General features: G+C 72.0%; 23 protein-coding genes, 1 pseudogene and 1 riboswitch. Of the genes and pseudogenes, 13 read left to right on the top strand and 11 right to left on the bottom strand.

Annotation, left to right across the window (positions count from 1 at the left end; translation table 11 throughout):
• The first annotated feature begins 1 nt into the window (after position 1).
• From ABZS66_RS30865 to ABZS66_RS30855, 3 genes are all read left to right on the top strand, one after another.
• On the top strand, positions 2-538 hold the full coding sequence (locus ABZS66_RS30865) for a tyrosine protein phosphatase (RefSeq protein ID WP_354763764.1): 537 nt from the start codon (positions 2-4) through the stop codon (positions 536-538).
• A gap of 48 nt (positions 539-586) precedes the next feature.
• Complete coding sequence (locus ABZS66_RS30860) at positions 587-910, top strand: hypothetical protein (RefSeq protein WP_354763762.1); 324 nt, start codon at positions 587-589, stop codon at positions 908-910.
• A gap of 77 nt (positions 911-987) precedes the next feature.
• On the top strand, positions 988-1296 hold the full coding sequence (locus tag ABZS66_RS30855) for a DUF3817 domain-containing protein (RefSeq protein ID WP_354763760.1): 309 nt from the start codon (positions 988-990) through the stop codon (positions 1294-1296).
• Positions 1297-1327: 31 nt separating this feature from the next.
• Here the strand turns inward: ABZS66_RS30855 and ABZS66_RS30850 are convergent, their stop codons facing one another.
• A complete protein-coding gene (locus ABZS66_RS30850; protein ID WP_354763758.1) occupies positions 1328-2998 on the bottom strand; it encodes an IS1634 family transposase in 1671 nt (556 codons plus the stop codon).
• Positions 2999-3059: 61 nt separating this feature from the next.
• Positions 3060-3992: an NADP-dependent oxidoreductase gene (locus ABZS66_RS30845; protein WP_354763756.1), complete on the bottom strand. Its 933-nt coding sequence runs from the start codon at positions 3990-3992 to the stop codon at positions 3060-3062.
• Positions 3993-4086: 94 nt separating this feature from the next.
• Between ABZS66_RS30845 and ABZS66_RS30840 the strand changes: the two genes are divergently transcribed.
• Both ABZS66_RS30840 and ABZS66_RS30835 read left to right on the top strand, forming a co-directional pair.
• Positions 4087-5052, top strand: coding sequence for a helix-turn-helix domain-containing protein (locus ABZS66_RS30840; RefSeq protein ID WP_354763754.1), 966 nt, complete (start codon positions 4087-4089; stop codon positions 5050-5052).
• Between the two features lie 153 nt (positions 5053-5205).
• Complete coding sequence (locus ABZS66_RS30835) at positions 5206-5952, top strand: GNAT family N-acetyltransferase (protein WP_354763752.1); 747 nt, start codon at positions 5206-5208, stop codon at positions 5950-5952.
• 170 nt (positions 5953-6122) lie between these two features.
• Here ABZS66_RS30835 and ABZS66_RS30830 read toward each other — a convergent pair whose 3' ends face one another.
• Both ABZS66_RS30830 and ABZS66_RS30825 read right to left on the bottom strand, forming a co-directional pair.
• Positions 6123-7109: an NlpC/P60 family protein gene (locus ABZS66_RS30830; RefSeq protein ID WP_354763750.1), complete on the bottom strand. Its 987-nt coding sequence runs from the start codon at positions 7107-7109 to the stop codon at positions 6123-6125.
• A gap of 5 nt (positions 7110-7114) precedes the next feature.
• Positions 7115-7263, bottom strand: a riboswitch (cyclic di-AMP (ydaO/yuaA leader).
• Positions 7264-7375: 112 nt separating this feature from the next.
• Positions 7376-8566 (bottom strand): MFS transporter, encoded by a 1191-nt coding sequence (locus ABZS66_RS30825; protein ID WP_354763748.1) that lies wholly within the window; start codon positions 8564-8566, stop codon positions 7376-7378.
• A 110-nt stretch (positions 8567-8676) separates the two neighbouring features.
• Between ABZS66_RS30825 and ABZS66_RS30820 the strand changes: the two genes are divergently transcribed.
• On the top strand, positions 8677-9012 hold the full coding sequence (locus ABZS66_RS30820; protein WP_354763746.1) for an HPF/RaiA family ribosome-associated protein: 336 nt from the start codon (positions 8677-8679) through the stop codon (positions 9010-9012).
• Between the two features lie 336 nt (positions 9013-9348).
• On the opposite strand, the gene ABZS66_RS30815 is transcribed toward ABZS66_RS30820, so the two are convergent.
• The gene (locus ABZS66_RS30815) at positions 9349-9585 is read right to left on the bottom strand and encodes a hypothetical protein (RefSeq protein ID WP_354763744.1); all 237 of its coding nucleotides are present in this window, start codon (positions 9583-9585) and stop codon (positions 9349-9351) included.
• Positions 9586-9872: 287 nt separating this feature from the next.
• Here ABZS66_RS30815 and ABZS66_RS30810 point away from each other — a divergent pair.
• Positions 9873-10193 (top strand): annotated as a pseudogene (locus ABZS66_RS30810) (ADP-ribosylation/crystallin J1); the annotation flags it as partial.
• 403 nt (positions 10194-10596) lie between these two features.
• Here the strand turns inward: ABZS66_RS30810 and ABZS66_RS30805 are convergent.
• Both ABZS66_RS30805 and ABZS66_RS30800 read right to left on the bottom strand, forming a co-directional pair.
• The gene (locus ABZS66_RS30805) at positions 10597-11316 is read right to left on the bottom strand and encodes an SDR family oxidoreductase (protein WP_354763742.1); all 720 of its coding nucleotides are present in this window, start codon (positions 11314-11316) and stop codon (positions 10597-10599) included.
• A gap of 132 nt (positions 11317-11448) precedes the next feature.
• Complete coding sequence (locus ABZS66_RS30800; RefSeq protein WP_354763740.1) at positions 11449-13164, bottom strand: DUF6345 domain-containing protein; 1716 nt, start codon at positions 13162-13164, stop codon at positions 11449-11451.
• Between the two features lie 287 nt (positions 13165-13451).
• Between ABZS66_RS30800 and ABZS66_RS30795 the strand changes: the two genes are divergently transcribed.
• The 3 genes from ABZS66_RS30795 to ABZS66_RS30785 are packed head-to-tail and all read left to right on the top strand — an operon-like array spanning position 13452 to position 16242.
• Positions 13452-14690 carry a hypothetical protein gene (locus ABZS66_RS30795; RefSeq protein ID WP_354763738.1) on the top strand — a complete coding sequence of 413 codons (1239 nt, stop codon included), beginning with the start codon at positions 13452-13454 and terminating at the stop codon, positions 14688-14690.
• On the top strand, positions 14687-15907 hold the full coding sequence (locus ABZS66_RS30790; protein WP_354763736.1) for a M4 family metallopeptidase: 1221 nt from the start codon (positions 14687-14689) through the stop codon (positions 15905-15907). The genes ABZS66_RS30795 and ABZS66_RS30790 overlap by 4 nt, the downstream gene beginning before the upstream one ends.
• 26 nt (positions 15908-15933) lie before the next feature.
• The gene (locus ABZS66_RS30785) at positions 15934-16242 is read left to right on the top strand and encodes a protealysin inhibitor emfourin (RefSeq protein ID WP_354763734.1); all 309 of its coding nucleotides are present in this window, start codon (positions 15934-15936) and stop codon (positions 16240-16242) included.
• 26 nt (positions 16243-16268) lie between these two features.
• Here the strand turns inward: ABZS66_RS30785 and ABZS66_RS30780 are convergent, their stop codons facing one another.
• A complete protein-coding gene (locus tag ABZS66_RS30780) occupies positions 16269-16811 on the bottom strand; it encodes a hypothetical protein (protein WP_354763732.1) in 543 nt (180 codons plus the stop codon).
• A gap of 12 nt (positions 16812-16823) precedes the next feature.
• Positions 16824-17390, bottom strand: coding sequence for a helix-turn-helix domain-containing protein (locus ABZS66_RS30775; RefSeq protein WP_354763730.1), 567 nt, complete (start codon positions 17388-17390; stop codon positions 16824-16826).
• Between the two features lie 63 nt (positions 17391-17453).
• Here ABZS66_RS30775 and ABZS66_RS30770 point away from each other — a divergent pair, with 63 nt between their 5' ends.
• Both ABZS66_RS30770 and ABZS66_RS30765 read left to right on the top strand, forming a co-directional pair.
• Positions 17454-18356, top strand: a complete 903-nt coding sequence (locus tag ABZS66_RS30770; protein ID WP_354763728.1) for an oxidoreductase — start codon at positions 17454-17456, stop codon at positions 18354-18356.
• A gap of 108 nt (positions 18357-18464) precedes the next feature.
• The gene (locus ABZS66_RS30765) at positions 18465-18869 is read left to right on the top strand and encodes a DUF6010 family protein (RefSeq protein WP_354763727.1); all 405 of its coding nucleotides are present in this window, start codon (positions 18465-18467) and stop codon (positions 18867-18869) included.
• Here the strand turns inward: ABZS66_RS30765 and ABZS66_RS30760 are convergent.
• Positions 18853-19398: a helix-turn-helix domain-containing protein gene (locus ABZS66_RS30760; protein ID WP_354763725.1), complete on the bottom strand. Its 546-nt coding sequence runs from the start codon at positions 19396-19398 to the stop codon at positions 18853-18855. The two genes, ABZS66_RS30765 and ABZS66_RS30760, sit on opposite strands and share 17 nt — an antisense overlap.
• 81 nt (positions 19399-19479) lie before the next feature.
• Here ABZS66_RS30760 and ABZS66_RS30755 point away from each other — a divergent pair, with 81 nt between their 5' ends.
• The gene (locus ABZS66_RS30755; protein ID WP_354763723.1) at positions 19480-19896 is read left to right on the top strand and encodes a nuclear transport factor 2 family protein; all 417 of its coding nucleotides are present in this window, start codon (positions 19480-19482) and stop codon (positions 19894-19896) included.
• Here ABZS66_RS30755 and ABZS66_RS30750 read toward each other — a convergent pair whose 3' ends face one another.
• Positions 19897-20931, bottom strand: a complete 1035-nt coding sequence (locus ABZS66_RS30750) for a barstar family protein (protein WP_354763721.1) — start codon at positions 20929-20931, stop codon at positions 19897-19899. It abuts the gene before it with no gap.
• Positions 20932-20945 lie beyond the last annotated feature (14 nt).

The following is a 20945-nucleotide window of genomic DNA, read 5'->3' as shown; positions in this document are numbered from 1 at the left end:
GATGCGCCCGACACTGTTCACTGTGGACATTCCCGGCCCGGGGCGGCTCAGCACCATGGCCAAGCCCCGGGCCGGCGACTGGCTCGCCGACGAGCTGACCTCCCTGCGCACCGCCGGCGTCGACGTCCTCGTCTGCGCCCTCACGCCGGCCGAGCTGCACGAGGTCGGCCTCGCCGGCGAACCGCACGCGGCGCGCGCGGCCGGCCTGGAGTACGTCTCGATCCCGATCCCCGACCGCGAGGTGCCGGACCCGTCCGCCGTGCTGCCGGTCCTCCGCGGCCTCGCCGGCCGGGTCCGCGAGGGCGCGCACGTCGTCACGCACTGCCGCATCGGCATCGGCCGCGCCTCGCTGCTCGCGGCGGGCATCCTGGCCCTGAACGGCGTCCCGCCGGAGCAGGCCTGGCCGCTGCTCGAACGCGCCCGCGGCCTCACCGTCCCGGACACCCAGGCCCAGCGAGCCTGGCCGGCCGAGCTCGCGGCGCTGAGCGGCATGGCTGGGCAACACATCCATTGTCGTGGAAGCGTTCCTCGCCCATGATGAGTGCGGCGCCGCGATCTTCTTCCCCAGGTTCGTGGAGGTTGTACCGTGCTTCGTCGTCTCGTGACCCTCGCCGCCGGCGCCGCGCTGGCCCTCGCCGGCACGCTCACGTTCGCCTCGCCCGCGCAGGCGGCCGTCGTCGACGTGCCCTTCGGGCCGCTGTCCATCGGCGACTACTGCCACTCGAAGTACCCCTCGGCCTGGATCGGCTTCTACGAGAGCTCCGGCCTGCGCTGCTACACCGGGTCGAGCCCGCTGACCTACGTCGGCTCCGGCGACCCGTACCTCGCCTGCAAGTACCTCACCGCGGACGTGGTCATGAGCGCCTTCCGCGGCAGTTCGGACGCGCTGGTCTGCCGGGTCATCCGCTGAGGCCCGCGCGTGGCACACGCCACGCCCGCCGCCCGGCGAGCGGTGACCCGTCCGCCGGGCGGTTATCCTCGGTCGTCATGCAGCCGTACCGCCTGTTCCGCATCACCGCGATCGCCGAGGCCTTCTCGTGGACCGGCCTCCTCATCGGCATGTATCTCAAGCACGTCGCCGAGACGACCGATGCGGGCGTGTGGCTGTTCGGGCGGCTGCACGGCGCCCTGTTCATCGCCTACCTGGTGGCAACCCTGTGGGTCGCGCGGGCCGAGCGGTGGTCGCTCGTGCGCACCGTCGTGGCCCTCGCCGCCTCGGTACCGCCGCTGACCACGCTCCTCGTCGAGCGGTGGTTGTCGCGCCGCCGGCCCGCGCCGGTCACCGAGACGGTCTAGTCCCGTCTTTCGCACGTGGTTGTGCGGTGGTTTAGGGCCAGCGGGGTTGGGTTGGGTCGGTGTTGAGGAGGGCGAGGATTTGGGCTTGTAGCCATCCGGGGTGAGGGATTCTGGGTGGTTGTTGGTTGTGGGCGGGGATGAGTCGTAGGTCGTGGAGGGCTTGCAGGATGAGTCGGCCGGTGGGTCGGGTGGCGCGGTTGTCGTAGGCGTAGAACCCGGCCATGTCGGTGTGGCCTTGCGCGGCGAGGTTGGTGCGGAGTTCGCGTTCGATGAGGCTGAAGATGAGCAGGGCGAGGCAGATGACGGTGATGAGTGCGGTGATCCGGCGGTTGTGTTGCAGGAACATGGGTGTGACGGCGAGGGGTCCTTTGATGGTGGCGTAGCGTTGTTCCACGGCGGGTTGGTTCTTGTAGCGGCGCAGGATTTCGGCGGGGTCGGCCTCGTCGGGGTGCAGGTTGGACAGCAGGGCGTACCAGCCGTCGGTGGCGGCTTCGGCCTGGATGGCGGCTTGGTCGTAGTGCCAGGTGAAGACCGGTTTGCCGGTGTCGGGGTGTGTGGTGATCCGGGTGCGTAGGTAGTTGCCGATGCGGCGGTGCCGGCTGATCTGTTCGGCTTTGGCGGTGACTGCGGCGGTGTCGGGGTGATATCGGGTGCCGGCGGTGCGGACCAGGGTGTCCAGTTCGGTGCGGGCCTTGTCGAGTTTCAGCGTGCGGGCTTTGATCGCGGCGGCCTGGTTCGCGGTGGAGTGGACCAGGACCCGGCGCAGGTGGTGGACCGGGTCGCGTTTGCGGGGTCCGGGGATGTCCATGACGTCCTCGACGACCCGGTAGCCGCCGCGCCGGTCGGCGGGCTTACCGGCGTCGCGCAGTGCGGTGTAGTCCACCGGCACCGCCCGGGCGGGATCGAGGGAGGCGAACAGCCCAGCCGGGACCCGTTTCGCGGCGAGGGGTGCGATGAACCCGACGCCGGCGCCGCTCATCGCGGTGATGTTGCCGTAGGACAGCAGTTTCGAGTCCCCGACCAGCAGGAACCGGCGGGGTCCAGCCAGGACCTGCAGGCGTTGCATCGCCTCGACGACCTGGGAGATCTCTCCAGCGCCACCGTCGTAGGCCTGGTGGAAGATCGGGACGCCGCCGTCGGAGGCGACCGCAATCCCGGCCTGGATCTGTTTGAGATCGGTGCGGCGGTCTTTCGGATGTCCCCACCCCGGCGCCGGGAACCCGTCCTCGACGTCGTCGTAGGCGCCGTGCAGCGACACACTGGTCATGTCCCAGTGCAACCTGGCCACGTCGACCCCGAACGCTGCGATCGCCGCCGCCCCCACCGATCCGACGATCTGGTCCAGTTGTGGGGCGATCGCGTCCAGCGCCCGAGCAAGACGGTCATCACCGAACACCGCGGCCGGAACCCCGTAAACCTCTTCAACCGCCCACGCCGACGCCCACGCCGAGATCCCGACCATCGCCGACGGGTTCGTCAACCGGTTCGCGATCAGCACCTCGATCACCTGCCCATGCGTCGCATGAGCAACGTCCCGGACCGGGCAAACCCGGTCGATGACCCCCGCGATGTCCAGACGGCGGGAGAACTCCGCGATCACCGGCAACGACCCCAACCGCTTCTCCAGCACCGGTACCGCCACAAGCTCCGCCCGCCGCCCACCCACCAACCGACGACCCCGAGAACCACCACCAACACCCATCCACAAACCCAACCACCCCAACCCGCCACCACGCACAACCATGTGCGAAAGACGGGTCTAGTCAGTCCGCCACGGTCAGGACGATCTTGCCCCGGGCCCGGCCGGCCTGACCCAGCTCGTGCGCCTTGGCGGCCTCCTCCAGCGGCAGGACCGTGTCCAGGGCCACGCGCAGCTGCCCGGTGGCGACCAGCCCGCTCAGGGCCCGCAGGCCGGCCTGGTCCGGCTCGACGATCATGAACCGGGCCCGCCTGCCGGCGGCGGCGGCCGGCTCGGCCAGGGCCGCCTCGGCCGGTGACGCCAGCGACACGACGATGCCGCCCGGGCGGAGGGTGCGCAGGGAGCGCGGGCCGTACTCGCCGCCGATGGTGTCGACGACGATGTCCACATCGGACAGTTCGGCGGCGAAGTCGGCCGTGGTGTGGTCGACCAGTTCGTCGGCGCCCAGCCCGCGGAGGAACTCGTGGTTGGCCGCGCGGGCGGTGCCGATGACGTATGCGCCCTTCGCCTTGGCCAGCTGTACCGCCAGATGACCCACGCCTCCGGCGGCGGCATGCACCAGGACGCGCCGGCCCGGCTGGACGTCGGCGAGGTCGACCAGCGCCTGCCATGCGGTGAGGCCGGCCAGGCCCAGGCCGGCGGCCTCCACGTGGGACAGGGTGGCCGGCTTGGGCGCGAGGTGGCGGGCGGGCGCGGTGAGGTACTCCGCGTAACCGCCGGCCTCGTGGGGCAGGCGGGGCATGCCGAACACCGCGTCGCCGGGCCGGTGCACGGCGACGCCGACGCCCACCGCTTCGACGACGCCGGAGACGTCCCAGCCGAGCCGCACCGGCCGGCCGAGCAACCCGCCGCCGGCGCGGTGCCAGTAGTCCGTCGGGTTCACGCCGGCCGCGTGGACGCGGACGAGCACCTCGCCGGGTCCGGGCTCGGGCTTGTCGGCCTCGACCAACTGGAGTACCTCGGGGCCGCCGAACGTGACCTGATCGATTGCGCGCATGTGGAGTGCCTTTCGGATTGGTGTGCCTCAACCCTGCCGATCGGGATCCCGATCATCGAGTGGCCAGATCGCCAAGATGTGCAAAGATCTGGCCATGCCTCATCGCGTGGTGGTCCTGGCCCTCGACGGCGTCTATCCGTTCGAGCTGAGCATCCCGGCCCGCATCTTCGGCACCGCCGCGGATCCGGACGGCGCCCCGCTGTACGAGGTCATGACCTGCAGCCTCGACGGCCGGCCGGTGGCGACGAGCGCCGACTTCGCGGTGACCGTCCGGCACGGCGCCGAGGTGATCGACACCGCCGACACGCTGGTGCTGCCGCCGTTCGTGTGCGGGCCGGAGGGTCCGCGCGACTGGCTGCCCGACGGGATCGAGGCGGCGCTGCGCCGGGTGCGTCCGGGGGCGCGGATCGTCTCGATCTGCTCGGCGGCGTACGTGCTCGCCTCGGCCGGCCTGCTCGACGGCCGCCGGGCGACGATGCACTGGAACGACGCCGAGCACTTCCAGCGCACGTTCCCGGACGTCGTCGTCGACGCCGGTGTGCTGTTCGTCGACGACGGCGAGATCCTGACGTCGGCCGGGGTCGCGTCGGGCGTCGACGTCTGCCTCCACCTGCTCCGCCGCGACCACGGCAGCGCCGCCGCAAACCGGGTCGCCCGCCTGTGCGTCGTGCCGCCGTGGCGGGAGGGCGGCCAGGCGCAGTACATCGAACGCCCGGTCCCCGAGGCCTCCGCCGCGACGACGTCGGCGACCCGCGAGTGGGCGCTGGGCCGGCTTGGTCGCCCGATCAGCCTGGCCGAGCTGGCCGCGCACGCCCGGATGAGCGTGCGCACGTTCTCCCGCCGCTTCCGCGACGAGGTGGGCCTGACCCCGGGCCAGTGGCTGATCCGCCAGCGCGTCGAGCACGCCCGCCGCCTCCTGGAGACGACGGACCTCCCGGTCGACCGCGTGGCGGCCGAGTCCGGCTTCGGCACGGCCGCGTCGCTGCGCCTCCACATGAGCGAGACGATCGGCGTCTCCCCGACGACGTACCGCAACACCTTCCGCACCGCGGCGGCCTGATAGAGTCGCAGCGCGATCCGCGCATGAGGCGCGCGATCCCCGAGTGCTCGAAAGAGTGAAGCCTGTGATCCCGGCGGTCCCCAGCGGCCTCTGCCGCTGACATCTGCCCTCGCTTCGCCTTTTCTTCCGAGCCCTCGAAAGGGTCATCTCACCATGGATCTGCGCATTCAGCGCGCCGTTGTCGCCAACCTGTGCACCCGCCTGAACGCCGTCGAGTCCGGCCCGTTCGTGCTCGGGCTGGACCACGGGACCGACAGTCCGCACATCAACTACGCGACGCCGGTTCCCGGCGCCGAGATCACCGCGGCCGACGTCGCCGACCTGGTCACGGCCTTCGCCGGTCGGCCGCCGCGGCTGGAGTACGTCACCAGTTGCGCCCCGGAGCTCGAGCAACTGCTGCTCGACGCCGGGTTCGCCGTGGAGGCCCGCAACGAGTACCTCACCTGCATGCCGGCAACGCTCGTCGCGCAGCCCGTTCCGGCGGGCTTCGAGCTGTTCGTCCCGGAGACCGACGGTGAGATCGCCGGCATGATCGCGGTCCAGAACGAGGCGTTCGGTTCGCCCGGCGACGCCGGGCCCGCGGACATCGACCGGCAGCGCCGCGTCAGCCTGCGCGGCGGGGTGTTCGTGGGCGCCCGCACCACCGACGGCCGGTACGCCGGTGGCGGCGGCACGGTCGTGCCCAGCGACGGGATCTGCGAGGTCGGCGGCATCGCGGTCGGCGCGGCCCACCGCCGTCGGGGTCTGGCCGGGGCGATCACCGCGGAGATCGCCGGGCGGCTGTTCGAAGCCGGCGTCGAGGTGGCCTGGCTGGAGGCCGGCGGCGACGACTCGTGGCGGGTCTACGAGCGGGCCGGCTTCCGGCCGGCCGGGCAGCGCCTCTACATCGCCAGATACTGATCGTTGCCGCCCATGCCGATCCCCCTGAGTACGCCTACTCAGGGGGATCGGGTAGGCGAGCCCATCCGTCGACCGCCGCCGGCGGGAAGGATGACGGGCATGCGAAGGACACTGACAACCGCGTGGGCCGGTCCGTCGAGGGGGCGGACCGGCCCACGAGGCGGCGTCGATCAGCCCGGGCGGCCGTAGCCGTAGAGCGGGTCGACGTCGATCGGGGCGACCTTCACCACCGTGCGGCTGTTCGGGGCGTGGATGATCTGGTTGTTGCCGATGTAGATGCCCACGTGGCCCAGGCCGTTGTAGAAGACCAGGTCGCCGGGGGCCAGCTGGCTGCGGCTGATGTGCTTGACCTTGCCCCACTGCTGGGCCGCATTGTGCGGCAGGGTGACTCCGGCGGCCTTCCAGGCCATCATCGTCAGGCCGGAACAGTCGAACGTGTTCGGGCCGGCGGCACCCCAGACGTACTTCTTGCCCAGTTGCGCCCAGGCGTAGGAGACCGCCTTGCCCGCCTGGCCGGACACCGCGGGGGGCGGGCCGGGGTTGGTGGTGGTCGGGGTACTGGCGGCCTTCTTCTTCGCGGCCTCCTCCGCGTTCACCTTGTCCTGCAGCGCGTCGAGCCGGGCGATGTCCGCCTCGATCTGCTTGCGCCGCGTCTCCAGCTCGCCCTTCTGGGTCTGCTGGGTGGCGAGGAGGGTGTTGAGCCGCTGCTGCTCGGCGTCGTAGGCCTTCTTCGCGGCCGTGAACGTGTCGAGCTCGATCTGCTGGTTGTGGGAGATCTGCTGGAGGGTGCCGAGCTGGTCGACAAAGCCCTCCGACGACCCGGCGCCGAGCACCACCGACAGCGTGCGCAGGTGGCTGCCCGTCTTGTACGCCGACACCGCCACCTGCTCGACGTTGACCTGGGCCGCGGCCATCTGCGCCTGGAGCGGGCGCAGCTTGGCGTCGAGGTCGGCCAGCGCCGTCTGGGTCGCGGCGAGGTCGCCGTTGACCTTGTTGTACTCCTCGACGATCAGCTCCACCTTGCGGTTGCCGTCGTCGATCTGCACCTGGATCTCGGCCGCTGTCGGGTCGGCGTGGGCGGCGCACGCGGGCGCCACGACCGCCGCCACCGTCATCCCGACGAGCAGAGCACGCAGGAGCGTTCGTCCGTTGGACACGGCGGATTCCTTCTTCCGGACCGCCTACCGGGTGAGCTGACGGGTTCGGGCGAGAAGAAGGCGCCCTACCGCGGCCAGTCGCGCCACGGATTCACCCCGTGGGCGATCGCTCGCCCAGGTGGGTCCCCGGCTCGGCCGCCGGTGCCCGGGGGACGGGCGCCGGACCGCCGACTCGGCGGCGCCCGTCCGGGCTGCCTCGGGCGAGGCGGCGACGTCCGATCGGGCCAGCCAAACGTAACGGGAGGGTATCGACGGGCGGTACCGCCCTAAGACACTCTTAATGTGGAGCACAGGACCAGCGCCGACGCCGCGGCGACGAGCCCGGCCGCGACGAGGACGAGCCCCGGCAGCGGCACCGCCAGGCTCCAGGCGAACAGCGCGGTCGCCACCGCCGGCACACCGGCCTCGGCCAGCGCCGCGATGCCGGTCAGCGCACCCTGCACGGTCCCGTGCTCGCGCTCGTCGGTGGCCGAGGTGATCCACGTCTGGACCGCGTTGCCGCCCAGGGCAGCCACCGCGCCGAGCCCCATCAGCGGCACGATCCACGCCGGCCCGGCCAGCCCGAAGCCGGCGAGGCTGACGGCTCCGGCCCATGCTGAGACGATGGCCGCCCGGCGTACCCCGAGTCGCCGCACGTACGGCCCGGACAGCGTGGCCGAGCAGAGGGCGCCGAGCAGCGCGCTCGCCGCCAGGACCGCGCCGACCTTGACGGTGTCCCAGCCGAACCGCGCGATCACGACGAACGTCCAGGTGACCTGGTTCGTCATCCGGGCGACGTCGGACAGCAGGCGGGACACCGTGAGGCGCCCGAGCCCGGGCCGGCGGGCCAGCGCGGCGATCGCCCCGACCGGGTTGGCCACCGTCCAGGCGATGCTGGTGGTCCGGTCACCGGGCCGCGACTCGGGCAGCACGAACGCGCCGTACAGGGCGTTGGCCCCGGCCAGCCCGGCCGCGACCAGGAACGGCAGCCGCAGGTCGACGGCGCCGAGCACACCACCGAGCACCGGCCCGGCGACGAACCCGACGGAGAACGCCGCGCCGACGAGACCGAACGCCCGCGGCCGCTCAGCCGGCGGCGTGACGTCGGCGATGTAGGCGTTGACGACGGTCGTGGTACCGGCGAGGGCTCCCGCGGCGGCATGCGCGACGAGCATCGGGCCGGGCGCGCCGGCCAGGGCGTGGGCGAGGTAGTCCAGGCCCAGCAGGGTGAGCGCGCCGATCAGCACGGGACGGCGGCCGTAGCGGTCGGCGAGCCGGCCGAGCAGCGGCGCGGCCAGGAACTGGGTCACGCCGAAGCTCGCGTCGATCCACCCCGACCAGTGGGCGGCGGCGACCGGGTCGCCGGTGACGGCGGTCATCAGGCTCGGGACGACGGGCACGACGATGCCGAGACCGAGCATGTCGATCACGACGGTGACCAGCAGGAACGCCAGCGCGGGCGGGCGGCGCAGGGACACGTGCTCCTCCAGAAGCGTGGGTGACCCCACCCGTCCGGAAGCACGGAGGATGAACATATCGCGGCCGTCAAATGGTTTTTTTCCGGCACGCTCCGGGGTACACGATCGACATGAGTAGCGTCTCGAACCCCGCCACCGTCGAGCAGTGCCTGCGCGTGGGCGCAGGTTTCACCCAGGGTGACCGGAACTGGATCACCGAGCAGTTCGGCCCGCTGGACGCCCGGCTCGCGTCGTTCAATGCGGACGCGACCGAACTGGAGATCTCGGTGAAGGACCGCCAGTCCCCCGGCCAGAAGGTCACGCTGGAGTGCTGGACGCCAGGCCTGGACAAGATCGTCACCGTGTCGACCGAGGACGACCTGCACGCCGCGGTCATGGACGTGCGCGATGACCTGCGCCGCCGCCTGACGGACGCCAAGACCCGCCGAGACCCCCGCAAGAGCTAACACGCCGCCCACGCCTGCCGCCCGGCGCCGCCAACTGCGGCACGCCCCCCGCGATCTTGGACTTGTGGTCCCGGATTTATCGCTTTTATCGGACATTTCCAGGACCACAACTCCAAGATCGCGGGGGCTCCCGGCGCGGCGCGAGGTCGGGGAGGGGGCGCCGACCACGGCGGGGCTTCCGGCGCGGCGCGGCGCCGACCATGGCGCGGCGTGGGGCGGGGCAGGGCGGGGCTCGCGGCGCGGCTTGCAGCGCGGCCCGGGGCAGGGCGGGCAGGGCGGGGCCGACCGCGGCGCGCCGGTCGCTCACGGTGCGCCCGAGGAGCCCGGGCGCGCCGGTCACGAACGCGGCCGCCGACGGGGCCGCGGGGTCGCTTCGTCCGGCGTACGCCGCCAGGACCGGTCGGCCTCGGCGTGCCACCACTTGGGCCGCGGCGGCCCGACGATCCGCGACGTGGGCTGGTCCGGATGCAGCCCGAGCGGCCACAGCGCGGCGCCCGCGACCTGGATGTCGATCGTGCCGCCCCAGGGCCCGCAGTAGAGCCCGATCATGACCTGCTCAGCGGCGATGGGCATCCAGTCGATGCCCCGCTCCCGCAGTCAATGCCGCAGGGCCTCGTCCGGCCGCGGACACCCCGTGACGTTCGCGTAGGCACACACTCGAACCCACTCCATCCGTCAATTGTGTACCGCCCCTCCAGCGCTCGCCGAAGAGTGTTCACAGGATCCCGCGTGGCCGAGAGGTGCTGGACGAAGTCGCGCAGAATGGCCTCGCGCTGCTGCCGGCCCGCACCGGCCGGACGCTTCGAGCAGCGCCCAGAACTCGTCCACGCGGACAGCGTAGGTGCGGCATCATGATCGGGGTGTCCGACACCATCACGCTCTGGCGGCCTACCGGGCAGGGCGAGCTCGACCTCGTGGCGGCCTCGGGGTGGCGGGAGTGGCCGCCGCGCCTGGCCGACCAGCCGATCTTCTACCCCGTACTGAACCGGTGGTACGCGACCAGGATCGCGCGGGAGTGGAATGTGCCCGCCGGTGGGGTCGGGTACGTGACGCGGTTCGAGGTCGAGCGCTCCCACCTGGAGCAGTACCAGGTGCAGCAGGTCGGTGGGCGGGACGTGCTGGAGTACTGGATCCCGGCCGAGCGGCTCGCCGAGTTCAACGCGCACATCGTCGGCGCGATCGTCGAGGAGGCGGAGTACCGCGGGCCCATCCCCGACGACGAGTTCACCGCTCCGCTGCCGGCCTCGTGGCGGAGCTATCTGCAGGGCTCGTCGTGGTACCGGCGAGGATGGATCTCTGAGGAGACCTTCGTATCGCTGCACCGGCCGCGCGAGACGGCCGCCGCCCAGGAGGCGTGGGGCGAGCGCACGGCCGCGCATCCGGGCATTGCCGTCATCGGCAGCGATGGATCACGGACGCAGCTGGTGCTGGACCTGCGGCGTGATCCCGCGCCCGTGCTGCTGGTGGACGTCGCCAGCACCGGCTGGGACACGGCGGTCCCGCAGGCCCGTGACGTCGGCGAGCTCGTCGAGCGCATCGAGGACGGCACGTTCGTGTTCGACTTCGGGCGTACCGAGGGGTCGGTCAGGTGAGCGGCTCACCGCCGTCGATGTGCAGCGTGGTACCCGTCAGGAAGGGGCTCGTCATCGCGAAGAGGACGCCGTCGGCGATCTCGGTGGCGGTACCGATGCGGCGGGCCGGGTTGCGGGCGCTGATCATGTCGAAGTAGGCCGACTTGCCCTGGCCGCCGAACTCGTCCCAGGCGCCGCTGTCGACCACGCCGGGTGAGATGGCGTTGACCCGGATCGGGGCGAGTTCCAGGGCGAGCGAGCGGGCGAGAATGTCGGCCGCGCCGTTGGTGATGGCGACCGCCATGGTGCCGACCGCGATCTTCGCCGCGGCGACGCCGGAGAAGAGGGTGATCGAGCCCTCCTCGGGCATCCGCGGCGCGAGGTGCTTGGCGAGCATGAGCGGGCCGATCACCTTGGTGTCGAACGAGCGCCGCACGTCGTCGCGGTCCAGGTCGGCGAGCCGCCCGCGGGCCCGCGCGGAGGCGGTGGTGACCACGTGGTCGACGGTACCGAGCCGCTCACCCAGCGCCTCGATCGAGCGCTCGTCGGTGAGGTCGACGGTCTCGGCGACGATGCCGGGCTCGTCCCGGTAGGCGTCGTCGAGCCCGCCCCGGTGCCGGCCGGCGGCCACGACGGTCGCCCCGGCGTCCCGCGCGGCGACCGTGACGGCCCGCGCGATCCCGCTGCCCCGCCCGACGACGAGCACGGTCCGGTCCTTGAGCGTTGCGGTCATGGGTCGATGCTTCCCCGTGTACCGCGTATTACCCACCGAACCGCGCTACGGCTCGCGACCGGCCACGCTTGCGAGGTTCCGGATGGCCGCCGCGGGCACCCGCGCGCGCGGGTGCGGGTGCCCGGGGAAGGGTCAGCCGTCGATGGGCTGCGCGAGCACGTACCGCTTCGCCAGTCCTTGCCCGAAGTCGAACTCGACCTCGCGGCGGGCCACGAGCACCGCGTCGCCGTCGCGCAGCGCGTAGCCGACCTCCGTCGTGTCCGGCACGGTGCGGATCCCGCCGGGGAAGCGCCCGCCGGACGCGATCCGCTGCAGGCGGCGCTGCAGCGCGGTGTCGAGCGCCTCGTCGATGGCCTGGTCGACGGCCGCACCGCCGGCGGACGCCACGCCGTTCTCGCCTTCCCGCCGCACGCTGCCGGCCAGGCTCGGCCGGGGTGCGCGCGACTTGCGGGACTCCGGCTGTGGCGGCACGGCGGGCTGGTCCCGCAGGTCGCGCACCTGATGCGTGGAGTCGCTGATGCCGGTCACCGTACCTTCGTTGTCGACCCTGACGTGCACCCTGCCCCCGTCTGCGCCCACGACCGGGACTCCGTCGATGACCTGCACGAAGTCCACCGTGATCTCCCGGACCGCGTCGTCGACGCGCTCGTCGGCGCTCTGTCCGGCGTGCCGGTCGTACCGGATGCGGTCCAGGACCAGGTCGACGTTCTCGGCCAGCCGGTACTGTTCGACCGCCCGCTGAGCCGCCGTGACCGCCTGCTCGGTGCCGATCTGCCGGCGGGTGTCCGAGGTCTCGGCCAGCCACACCTCCCGGGCGCCGCCCGGGTCGACCGCGACGCGGGCGCCGGCCTTTCCACCGAAGATGATGCCGTGGCGCAGCCCGCGCTCCCGGGCGTCGGGAGGAACGGGCACGTCGAACCGCTCCGCCCAGGCGGCGAGATCCTCGTGCGAGGCGACGGCGGGTGCGAGCTTCGCCGAGCGCGCCCCGTCCGGGATCCGGACGTTGCGTGTGCGGGCTCGCGCGGCATTGTACCACCGCCACCACCACCAGGCGGTGTCGGCCCGGTCGCCGTTGAACACCCGCTCGTTGAACAGCCGGTCCGTCGCCTCGGCCTGGGTCGCGCCGCACGCGGCCACGGATGGTTCCTGTGCGGTGCTGATGCGCCAGGAGGCGTCCAGGAACGCCGTGCTGAACGACTTGCCGCTGTTCCACTCCTCGAAGAAGAACTTGCCGTAGTCGCCGCTGTCGACGCTCGTCGTCTCGTAACCGAAGATCATCCGCAGGCCGAGGTTCGCGGTGGACCAGGTGCGGAACGGAGTGTGTCCATCCTTGACGCGCAGCGACAGGCACGTCGACCAGAACGCGTAGCGGGCCTGTTCGTTGCCCAGCCGCATGTCGTTCGACGATGTCCAGGTGTCTCCGCCCCAGTCGTTGCCCACGGGGAGCCAGAACACGCCGTTACCGTCCATCGAGCCGTGCCCGGAGTGGTACACGACGCGGGCCGCGTCGAACCCGTAGTCGTCGAGGTAGTTGTCGTACGTCTCCTCGTAGATCCATTGCCCGACCGAACCGTCGCGGTACCAGGCGTTCGGCGTGCTGAACTGCCGGATGTAGTCGTAGAAGCCCTGCACGTCGTCGTGCGTCAGGCCCAGGTCCCCGGTGTTGGGCGGGAAGTCCTCGATGGAGGTGAAGAAGTACATGTCCTGCGCGGTACCACGGGTGCCCGCGCGCGGTCCGGGCATGTCCTCCGCCACGGGGGAGGCAGGGCCGGACTGCAGCAGTGTGGCGCCGCCCGGCGCAGCTTTCGTGGCCGACGCGCCCTCGGTCAGGGTGCTCAGCAGTGCCATGGTTGCTCCTCACGGTCTTGATGCCGAGGTGGGTACTTGCGGCTCACCCTTTGCAGCGCGCCCCGGCACGTCGATGCGAAGGTTTCTGTCGACGGCGCACCAGCCGTCGGTGCCATGGGTCCAACGTGCCCGGCATCCTGCGCGCCGTGCCACACCCTGTGTAGCGAATCGGCCAGCGCCGCGTGTTGGGCCGCACGACGAGATGCCGGCGGGTGCGGTTGGTGGGACGGGTCCGGGGTAGCAGACCGCCGGCATCGCAGACGGCACGACGATGCGAGGACGCGGACATGAGCATCGACGAGAAGAGCGACGCGCGCCACGCCGAGCCCGACCTGGCCGACCGTTTCCCGACGGACCGGTCGTACGTGGTCGGTGGTCGAGCGTGGAACGACCTGCTCGGCGGCGTCGTGGATGCCCTCAGGATCCCACCCGCGTACCTCTCGTCGCTGCTCGGGCATCCGTGGACCTGGCTGCCACCGCACCATCGCTACTCGGAGTTCGGGCTGCTCGACGTGTGGCGGCCGGCTCGGGTGCTCGGCTTCGTCGCCGACGTCGTCGTCCCGTCGATGCCGGCGACGCCGCCGTCGTTCACTCCGCCGCTGCTCCCGTCCATCGTGGAGCGGCTGTTCTGGCACCCGACGCTCGTCCTGCAGCGCGGTGACCACAACAACAACTACACCGCACATCCCGACGAGGCCTGGCTCTTCGTCAACGGCATCATGACCAACGACGCGGTGGCGCAGCTGAACGCGGCCTACCTGGCCGACCTCTTCCACCGCCCGATCACGCTGATCCAGAACGCGACCGGGGGATTCGTCGAGGACCTGCTCGAGTGCGCGCTGGACAAGGCGTGGGGCTGGACCCGCATCAGCGAGGCGGCGACCATGACCTTTCCCGTGCTGTACGACGCACTGAAGGATCCACAAAGGACACGCGTGGTGCTCATCGCGCACTCACAGGGGACGATCATCGCCGGCGCGGTACTGCGGTACCTGCGACGGCTGGACGAACGCCGGGCGACGGCACCGGCGTTTCGCGCGGCCGGACCCGAGCCGGTGTACCCCGACGACGCACCGCTGGACCTCGCCGACTTCGACCCGCTGGAACCGAGCGAGATCGCCAAGCTCGAGGTCTATTGCTTCGCCAACTGCGCGACCGCGATGCGCTACGTCACGACCCATCAGGACACGCCGGTCCCGTGGATCGAAAGCTACGGCAACGAGTTCGACATCGTCGCCCGACTCGGCGTTCTGGCGCCGGACCCGACCAGGCGAGGCGTCCGCATCGACGGCCCGCGCTTCAAGCGGGAACGGGCATGGGGACACCTGCTGGCCGACCACTATCTGCTGGGCATCGAACGCGAGCAGCGCAAGGACCGCAAGCGCGGCCCGAGAACCAGCACTGCCGCCCCGTACGTCCTGCTGAACGCCGACCGGTTCCCGGACCAGGTCCCACGCCTCTACCAGTACCTCAACGGCGGCAAGCCGCCGACCGAATCCCGACTACACACCCGAGGTGTTCCATGACCAGGACCCATCACCGCCGGAACTGCATCATGCCGCCCTACATCCTGCAGAAGCTGCTCGAAAGCGGCGAGGAGGACATCCGCCGAGCCGCCCTGGGCACCCTGGTGACCACCGCCCAGCTGCGGGGCGGGCGAGCCGCGCGGGCGGGTTTCGCGGGCTCCGCCATTGCGCCCGCCCACGGCCGCCGAACGATCTTCGACTGCCGGAACGGCACGTTCCTGCCGCTCGCCGTGCTGGTCAGGTCGGAGTCCGATCCACCTGTCGCCGACGCGTCCGTCAACCGTGCCTTCGACGGGCTCGGCGCGACCCGCGACTTCTACAAGGAGGCGTTCGACCGCGACTCGATCGATGACCGGGGAATGCGGCTGCAGGCATTCGTCCATCGCGGAACGAACTACAACAACGCGTTCTGGGACGGGCAGGAGATGGTGTTCGGCGACGGGGACGGAAGGATCTTCACCGATTTCACCGGGTCCGTCGACGTGATCGCCCACGAGCTGACGCACGGGGTCACCGAGCACACGGCCGGCCTGGAGTATCACGGCGAGCCGGGGGCGCTGAACGAGTCGCTGTCCGACGCCTTCGGGGCAATGGTCAAGCAGCGGGTGCTGAACCAGACGGCGGCCGAGGCGGACTGGCTGATCGGACCCGAGGTGTTCACCCCTGGCATCGACGCGGACGCATTGCGATCGATGAAGGCGCCGGGCACGGCGTTCGACAACGAGCTGTTCGGCAAGGACCCGCAGCCGGACCACATGAGCCGATTCGTCAGGCTGCCGGACACGGAGGAGGGCGACTTCGGTGGGGTGCACATCAACTCCGGCATCCCCAACCGGGCCTTCTACCTGGCCGCGGTAGGCATCGGCGGGTACGCGTGGAACGCCCCCGGGCGCATCTGGTACGAGTCGCTGAAGGCGTCCAACGCGCAGTCCGGGTTCCAGGATTTCGCCGACACCACCTACTGGAAGGCGGAAGAGCTGTACGGAGCCGGCGGCACCGAGCAAACGGCGGTGCAGGCGGCGTGGAGCAAGGTCGGCATCCCGATCAGCGGCACGCCGGCCGCGCCGGAGGCGGGCCGCGAACGCGTCCCGGCCGGCCTGCCGGACGGCGTCGCCGGCAACGAGGAGACGATCGCCGACTTCATCCGGCGGATCGAGGCCCTCTCCTCGCACGCCAAGGCGCTGGCCGACGACGTCGGTGCGTTGACGCGGAAGTAGTGCACACCAGGCCAGGGAGGCGCGGGATGAAGGTGACGCTGGCGGCCCACGGCGGGCAGGCGGCCGCGATCCACCTGCGCCTCCCGCCCCGGGTCATGGATGCCGACGCTCTGCCGGAGCAGGAGGCGCGCGAGTTGGCTCGCCTGGTGGAAGCGGCGACGACCGCTCCGGCGGCCGAGGAGGAACGACCTGGACGAGCCAGGGACGCGATGAGCTACACGATCACGGTGGAGGACGGCGGGCAGCCGATCTTCCTCACCCAGTCGGACACCACCATGTCGCCGGAGTTCGCGGCCCTGCTCGGCTGGCTCGAACGCCACCTGGCGACGCAATGACGCGAGGCGAGCTCCGGACGCCGGCGTCACAGGCCCAGGATCGGCGGTTGCCGGATGGCCTCGACGGTCCGCAGGTCCGCCGCCCGGCCGCGCAGCTCCGCCGCGTGCCCGGACTCGCCGCGGGCCGCGTAGATCCGGGCGGCGTAGTCCATCGCCCACGGGTCGCCGCGGCCGATCGCCGCGTGGAACAGCCGTAGCGCGGTCGCCTCGTCGCCGTGGTCCCGGAAGGCGACACCCAGCGCGGTCACCGGGTACACGTCGTCCTGCCCGAGCACCGGCTCGATCCAGCGGGCCGCGGCGGCGTGGTCGCCGCGGCCGAGTGCCAGCCGCGCCAGCTCGAGCATCGCGTCCGCGCTGCCGCGCCCGTCGAGCGCGGCCACCGCCAGCCAGTAGGACTCGGCGCGGTCGAGGTCGCCCTGCAGCGACGCGAAGGTGCCGACCGCGCCGACGTGCCCGGCCTTGGCCGCCTTCCGGACCGCGGCGAGCGAGGCCGCCGTCAGCCGGCCGTCCGCGTCGAACTCCAGCCGCGGATCCGGCACGACCCGCCTGCGGCGCTTGAACCAACCCACAGGGCGAAATGATCAGCTATCGGCGCCCGGGAAGCCAGCGGGATCGGCGGGCCGCAGCGCGCGGCCGGCCAGTTCGACCCAGCGTTCGCGGTCCGGCCGGGGGGTCTGGGCGTCCGGGGCCGAGCGCAGCAGGAGGGCGACGTCGTCGACCGTCACGTCAGGGCACAGGCTGCCGTCCGCGTGGCCCGCGGCGACGATCTCGGTCAGCGCCTCCACGGCCCGGCGCTGGATCGCCTCGAGCGCCTCGCGGCTGGCGAGGGCCTCGCGCAGCAGGCGCTCCTGGCCCATCTCGACGACCACGCGGAGGAACAGGGCGGCGAGCTCCTCGTGCGCGGTGTGGCGGCCGGCGCGGACCTCCGCCAGGCCCGCGTCGAGCACCTCGCCGACGGCCGTCGCCAGGTCGGCGACGATCGCGCGGACCAGGTCCTCCTTCGCCGGAAAGTGCCGGTACAGCGTGCCCACCGCGACCCCGGCCGCCGCCGCGAGCTCGTCCATGCCCACGCCGGGGCCGCGGGCCGCGATGAGCTGCCGGGCGGCGGCCAGGATCGCGGACCGGTTGCGGGCGGCGTCGGCGCGCATGCACTCCCCCTGCTTGCCAAAAGGTGAACCTAGCGTTCACCATACAACATGAACCAGTCGTTCATGTTAGGAGTGGGAGTCTTGCGTACCTGGACTGAGGCCGACGTCCCCGACCAGCACGGCCGGGTGGCCGTGGTCACCGGCGCCAACACCGGGATCGGGTTCGAAACGGCGCGCGTGCTGGCGCAGCGCGGCGCCACCGTCGTGCTCGCCTGCCGTGACCTGGCTCGCGGCGGTACCGCTGCCGAAGCGATCGGCGCCGCGGACATCGTGCGGCTGGATCTCGCGTCGCTCGCCGCGGTCCGGGCGGCCGCCGAGACGATCCGGCAGCGCTACGACCGGATCGACCTGCTGGTCAACAACGCCGGCGTGACCGGCATGCGGGGCCGCACCGAGGACGGCTTCGAGATGCAGTTCGGCGTGAACCACCTCGGCCACTTCGCCCTCACCGGCCTGCTGCTGGACCGGCTGCGCGACGCGCGGATCGTCACCGTCAGCAGCATCGGGCACCGGCTCGGGCGGCTCGACCTGACCGGAGACACGGCCGACCCGCAGCGCGGCCGGGGCGCCGCCTACAGCCGCTCCAAGCTGGCCAACCTGCTGTTCACCCACGAGCTCGACCGCCGCCTGCGCGCGGCCGGCCACGCCACCCAGGCGCTCGCCGCCCACCCCGGCGGCGCGACGACCGAGATCTTCCGGTACTCGTCGCCGTGGTTCCGCGTGCCCAACCTGCTCATCGCCCGGCTGCTGGGCCGGACCCCGGCGATGGGTGCCCTGCCGACCCTGCGCGCCGCCACCGACCCGGCGGCGGCCGGCGGCGAGTACTACGGCCCGGACGGCCTGCTGGAGATCCGCGGCTATCCGCGCCGCGTCGAGGCGAGCCGCCGCGCCAACGACCCCGAGGCCCAGCGGCGGCTGTGGGAGGTGTCGGAGCGCCTGACCGGCGTCAGCTACCCGATCCCATGAGCTGGCGGGAATCCGTTGGTTTCTGGCATCGCAGGACGGTGTCGTACCCCTGACGCGCGGCTAACTTCGGGGCACCCGACGACGATCGGGTGACCGAGGAGGAGTGCCATGCTGGGGTACGTCGTGCCGGTGGCGATCGGGGCGCTGTACGTGGCCCTCAACTCGTTCGTGCCCGAACCACATCGGCGGCGGTTCAACGCCGTCATGGTCGGCGGGGCCGGCGCGGCCTACATCAGCGGCGGCGGGTTCGGGCTGTGGGAGCTCGCGTTCGCCGCGGTCATGGCGGCCCTCGCGTTCGCCGGGCTGCGGTCGTACGCGTTCATCGGCCTCGGCTGGCTGCTGCACACCGCGTGGGACGTCGCCCACCACCACAAGGGCGCGCCGATCATCCCGTCGCTGCACGACTCGTCGTTCGGCTGCGCCCTGTGCGACCCGGTGATCGCCGTCTGGTGCTTCTGGCTCGCGTTCAGAAGCGGGGCGCGGGGCGCGGACGCGGCTACGGCGCTGCGGTAGCGGCCAGGCCGTCGAAGACGATGGCGAGCGCGCGGGTCTTCGTCTCGTCGTCCACGGCGGCCGCCCGGGACATGGCCACCAGCAGGGCGTAGACCTCGGGCAGCTCCACGTCATCGCGGACGGCGCCCGCCTGCTGGGCGCGCTCGAGCAGGGCGCCCACCGCGCGGCGCAGGCCGAGGGAGGCCTCGGCGGCCTCGCCGCCGTCGTCGCCGCCCGCGTCGAGCAGGGCGTCGCCGATCGCGATCTTCGTGGGCGCGTCGGTGACGAGGTGGCGGAAGAAGCCGAAGAACGCGGTGCCGGGGTCGTCCTCCAGCAGCGCCTCGGCCTGGCCGCGCAGGCGGTCGAACCGCCGGACGAGCACGGCCTGCAGCAGGGCCGCCTTGGTCGGGAAGTGGCGGAAGACCGTGGCGATGCCGACGCCGGCCAGGCGGGCAACCTCCTCGGTCGACGCGGACTCGCCACCCCGGCCGAAGACCTCCTCGGCGACGTCCAGGATGCGGCCCCGGTTGGCCTGCCCGTCGGCGCGCATGGTCCCCCTCGCACTTGATAAACGAAGTCTGGACTTCGTATGATCGGAGTATCGACTTCGGATCGTACCGGAGGTGTGTTCATGGCCCGTAGCCCACGCGAGGTCTTCCTCGCCCTCGTCAACGGCGTCGCCGAGGAGCGCTGGGAGGAGCTCCCCGACCTCTACGCCGAGCAGACCGACGTCGTGCACCCGTTCGACCCGCGCCGCGCCCCGGCGCTGCGCACCCGCGACGAGCTGCGCGAGCACTTCCGCCCGACCGGCGACGTCCCCCGGCTGCTGCGCCAGGCGACCAACATCACCGTCCACGAGACGACGGATCCGGAGGTGATCGTGGCCGAGTTCGAGTACCGCGGCACGGTCGAGGACACCGGCGAGCCGTTCGCGCTCCCGGGCATCTTCGTGATGCGGGTCCGCGACGGCGAGATCGTCAGCTCCCGCGACTACTTCGACCACCTGACCGCGGCCCGCATCCGCGGCCGCCTGGACTTCCTCGGCTGATCAACGCAGCTCGACGTCGACCCGGTGCGCCACGAGCAGCTCCAGCAGGTACCCGAAGGTGACCGCCGGGGCCAGCCGGCGGTGGTCATAGCCGGGGACGAGGTGCTCACGGGCGACGGCCGAGTCGTGCCATACCAGCCGGAACGGGGGCCGCGCGCCGAAGTTGCCGCCGAAGCAGTCGTCGAGGGCGTCGAGGTTCCAGCCGAAGTACCCACCGGGGCCGTTGACCGCCTCGCCGATCGCACAGTAGAAGCCCTCGACGTCGGTGACGAACCGCCCGTCGAGGTCGTAGGTCGCGCCCGGCGGCCGGTCCGGCGTGCCCGGCGGGTTGGCCAGCGCCACGCCGGCCCAGTGGTGGCGCAGGTCGCGGTCGTAGCCGGCCCACAGGTTCCGTTCGGTGGGGCGGCCGAGGTACCACTGCTGAAGGATCTCGAGCAGTCCGGTCGGCAGCGGCTCGCGCGGGTCGCTGGCGACGACGACGTCGTCCTGTGCCGACTCGACCGTCCCGGACACGGTCGCGTCGACCAGCCTGGTGATCGATCCGTCGGCCCTGATGTGATGCACCTCGGCGCGGATCCGGCGGCCGACGGCGAACGGGCGGCAGCCGCGCAGCCGGACCCGCGGGACCGGCGGTGGGGCCTGCTCGCGGAACACGCCGACGACGTCCCGGCAGGTGCCGTAGGCCTCGCCGGCGCCGCCCTCCAGGACGAACTCGGTGACGCCGCCGGGGCGGACCACCGCGTCCGTGCGGTCGTAGACGTGCACGAATCCGTCGAGATCGACGTCGACCGTTCCCGGCACCGCCGCGCTCGGGCGATGCGCGAGCACGGCGACGTCGCCGAGGAACTCGAACCAGGACGGTGGCGACGTCAGCGCGAGGTCGCCGAGCCGGCCCCGCTCCCGCAGCGCCCCCTCCGGCGCGCAGCCGACGAGGGTGAACCGCTCGCGCGGGCGCGGCGGCAGGTCGGCGAAGAGGCCGTCGACGTCGGTGCACTCGGCGAGCGGGGCTTCGTCGTCGTCCAGCAGGAGCCACACCCCGTGGACTCTAC

Origin of the sequence: Dactylosporangium sp. NPDC005572 (assembly GCF_040605515.1) — a bacterium.
Classification (GTDB): Bacteria; Actinomycetota; Actinomycetes; order Mycobacteriales; family Micromonosporaceae; genus Dactylosporangium.
This window is presented reverse-complemented; position numbering and strand designations above follow the sequence as displayed.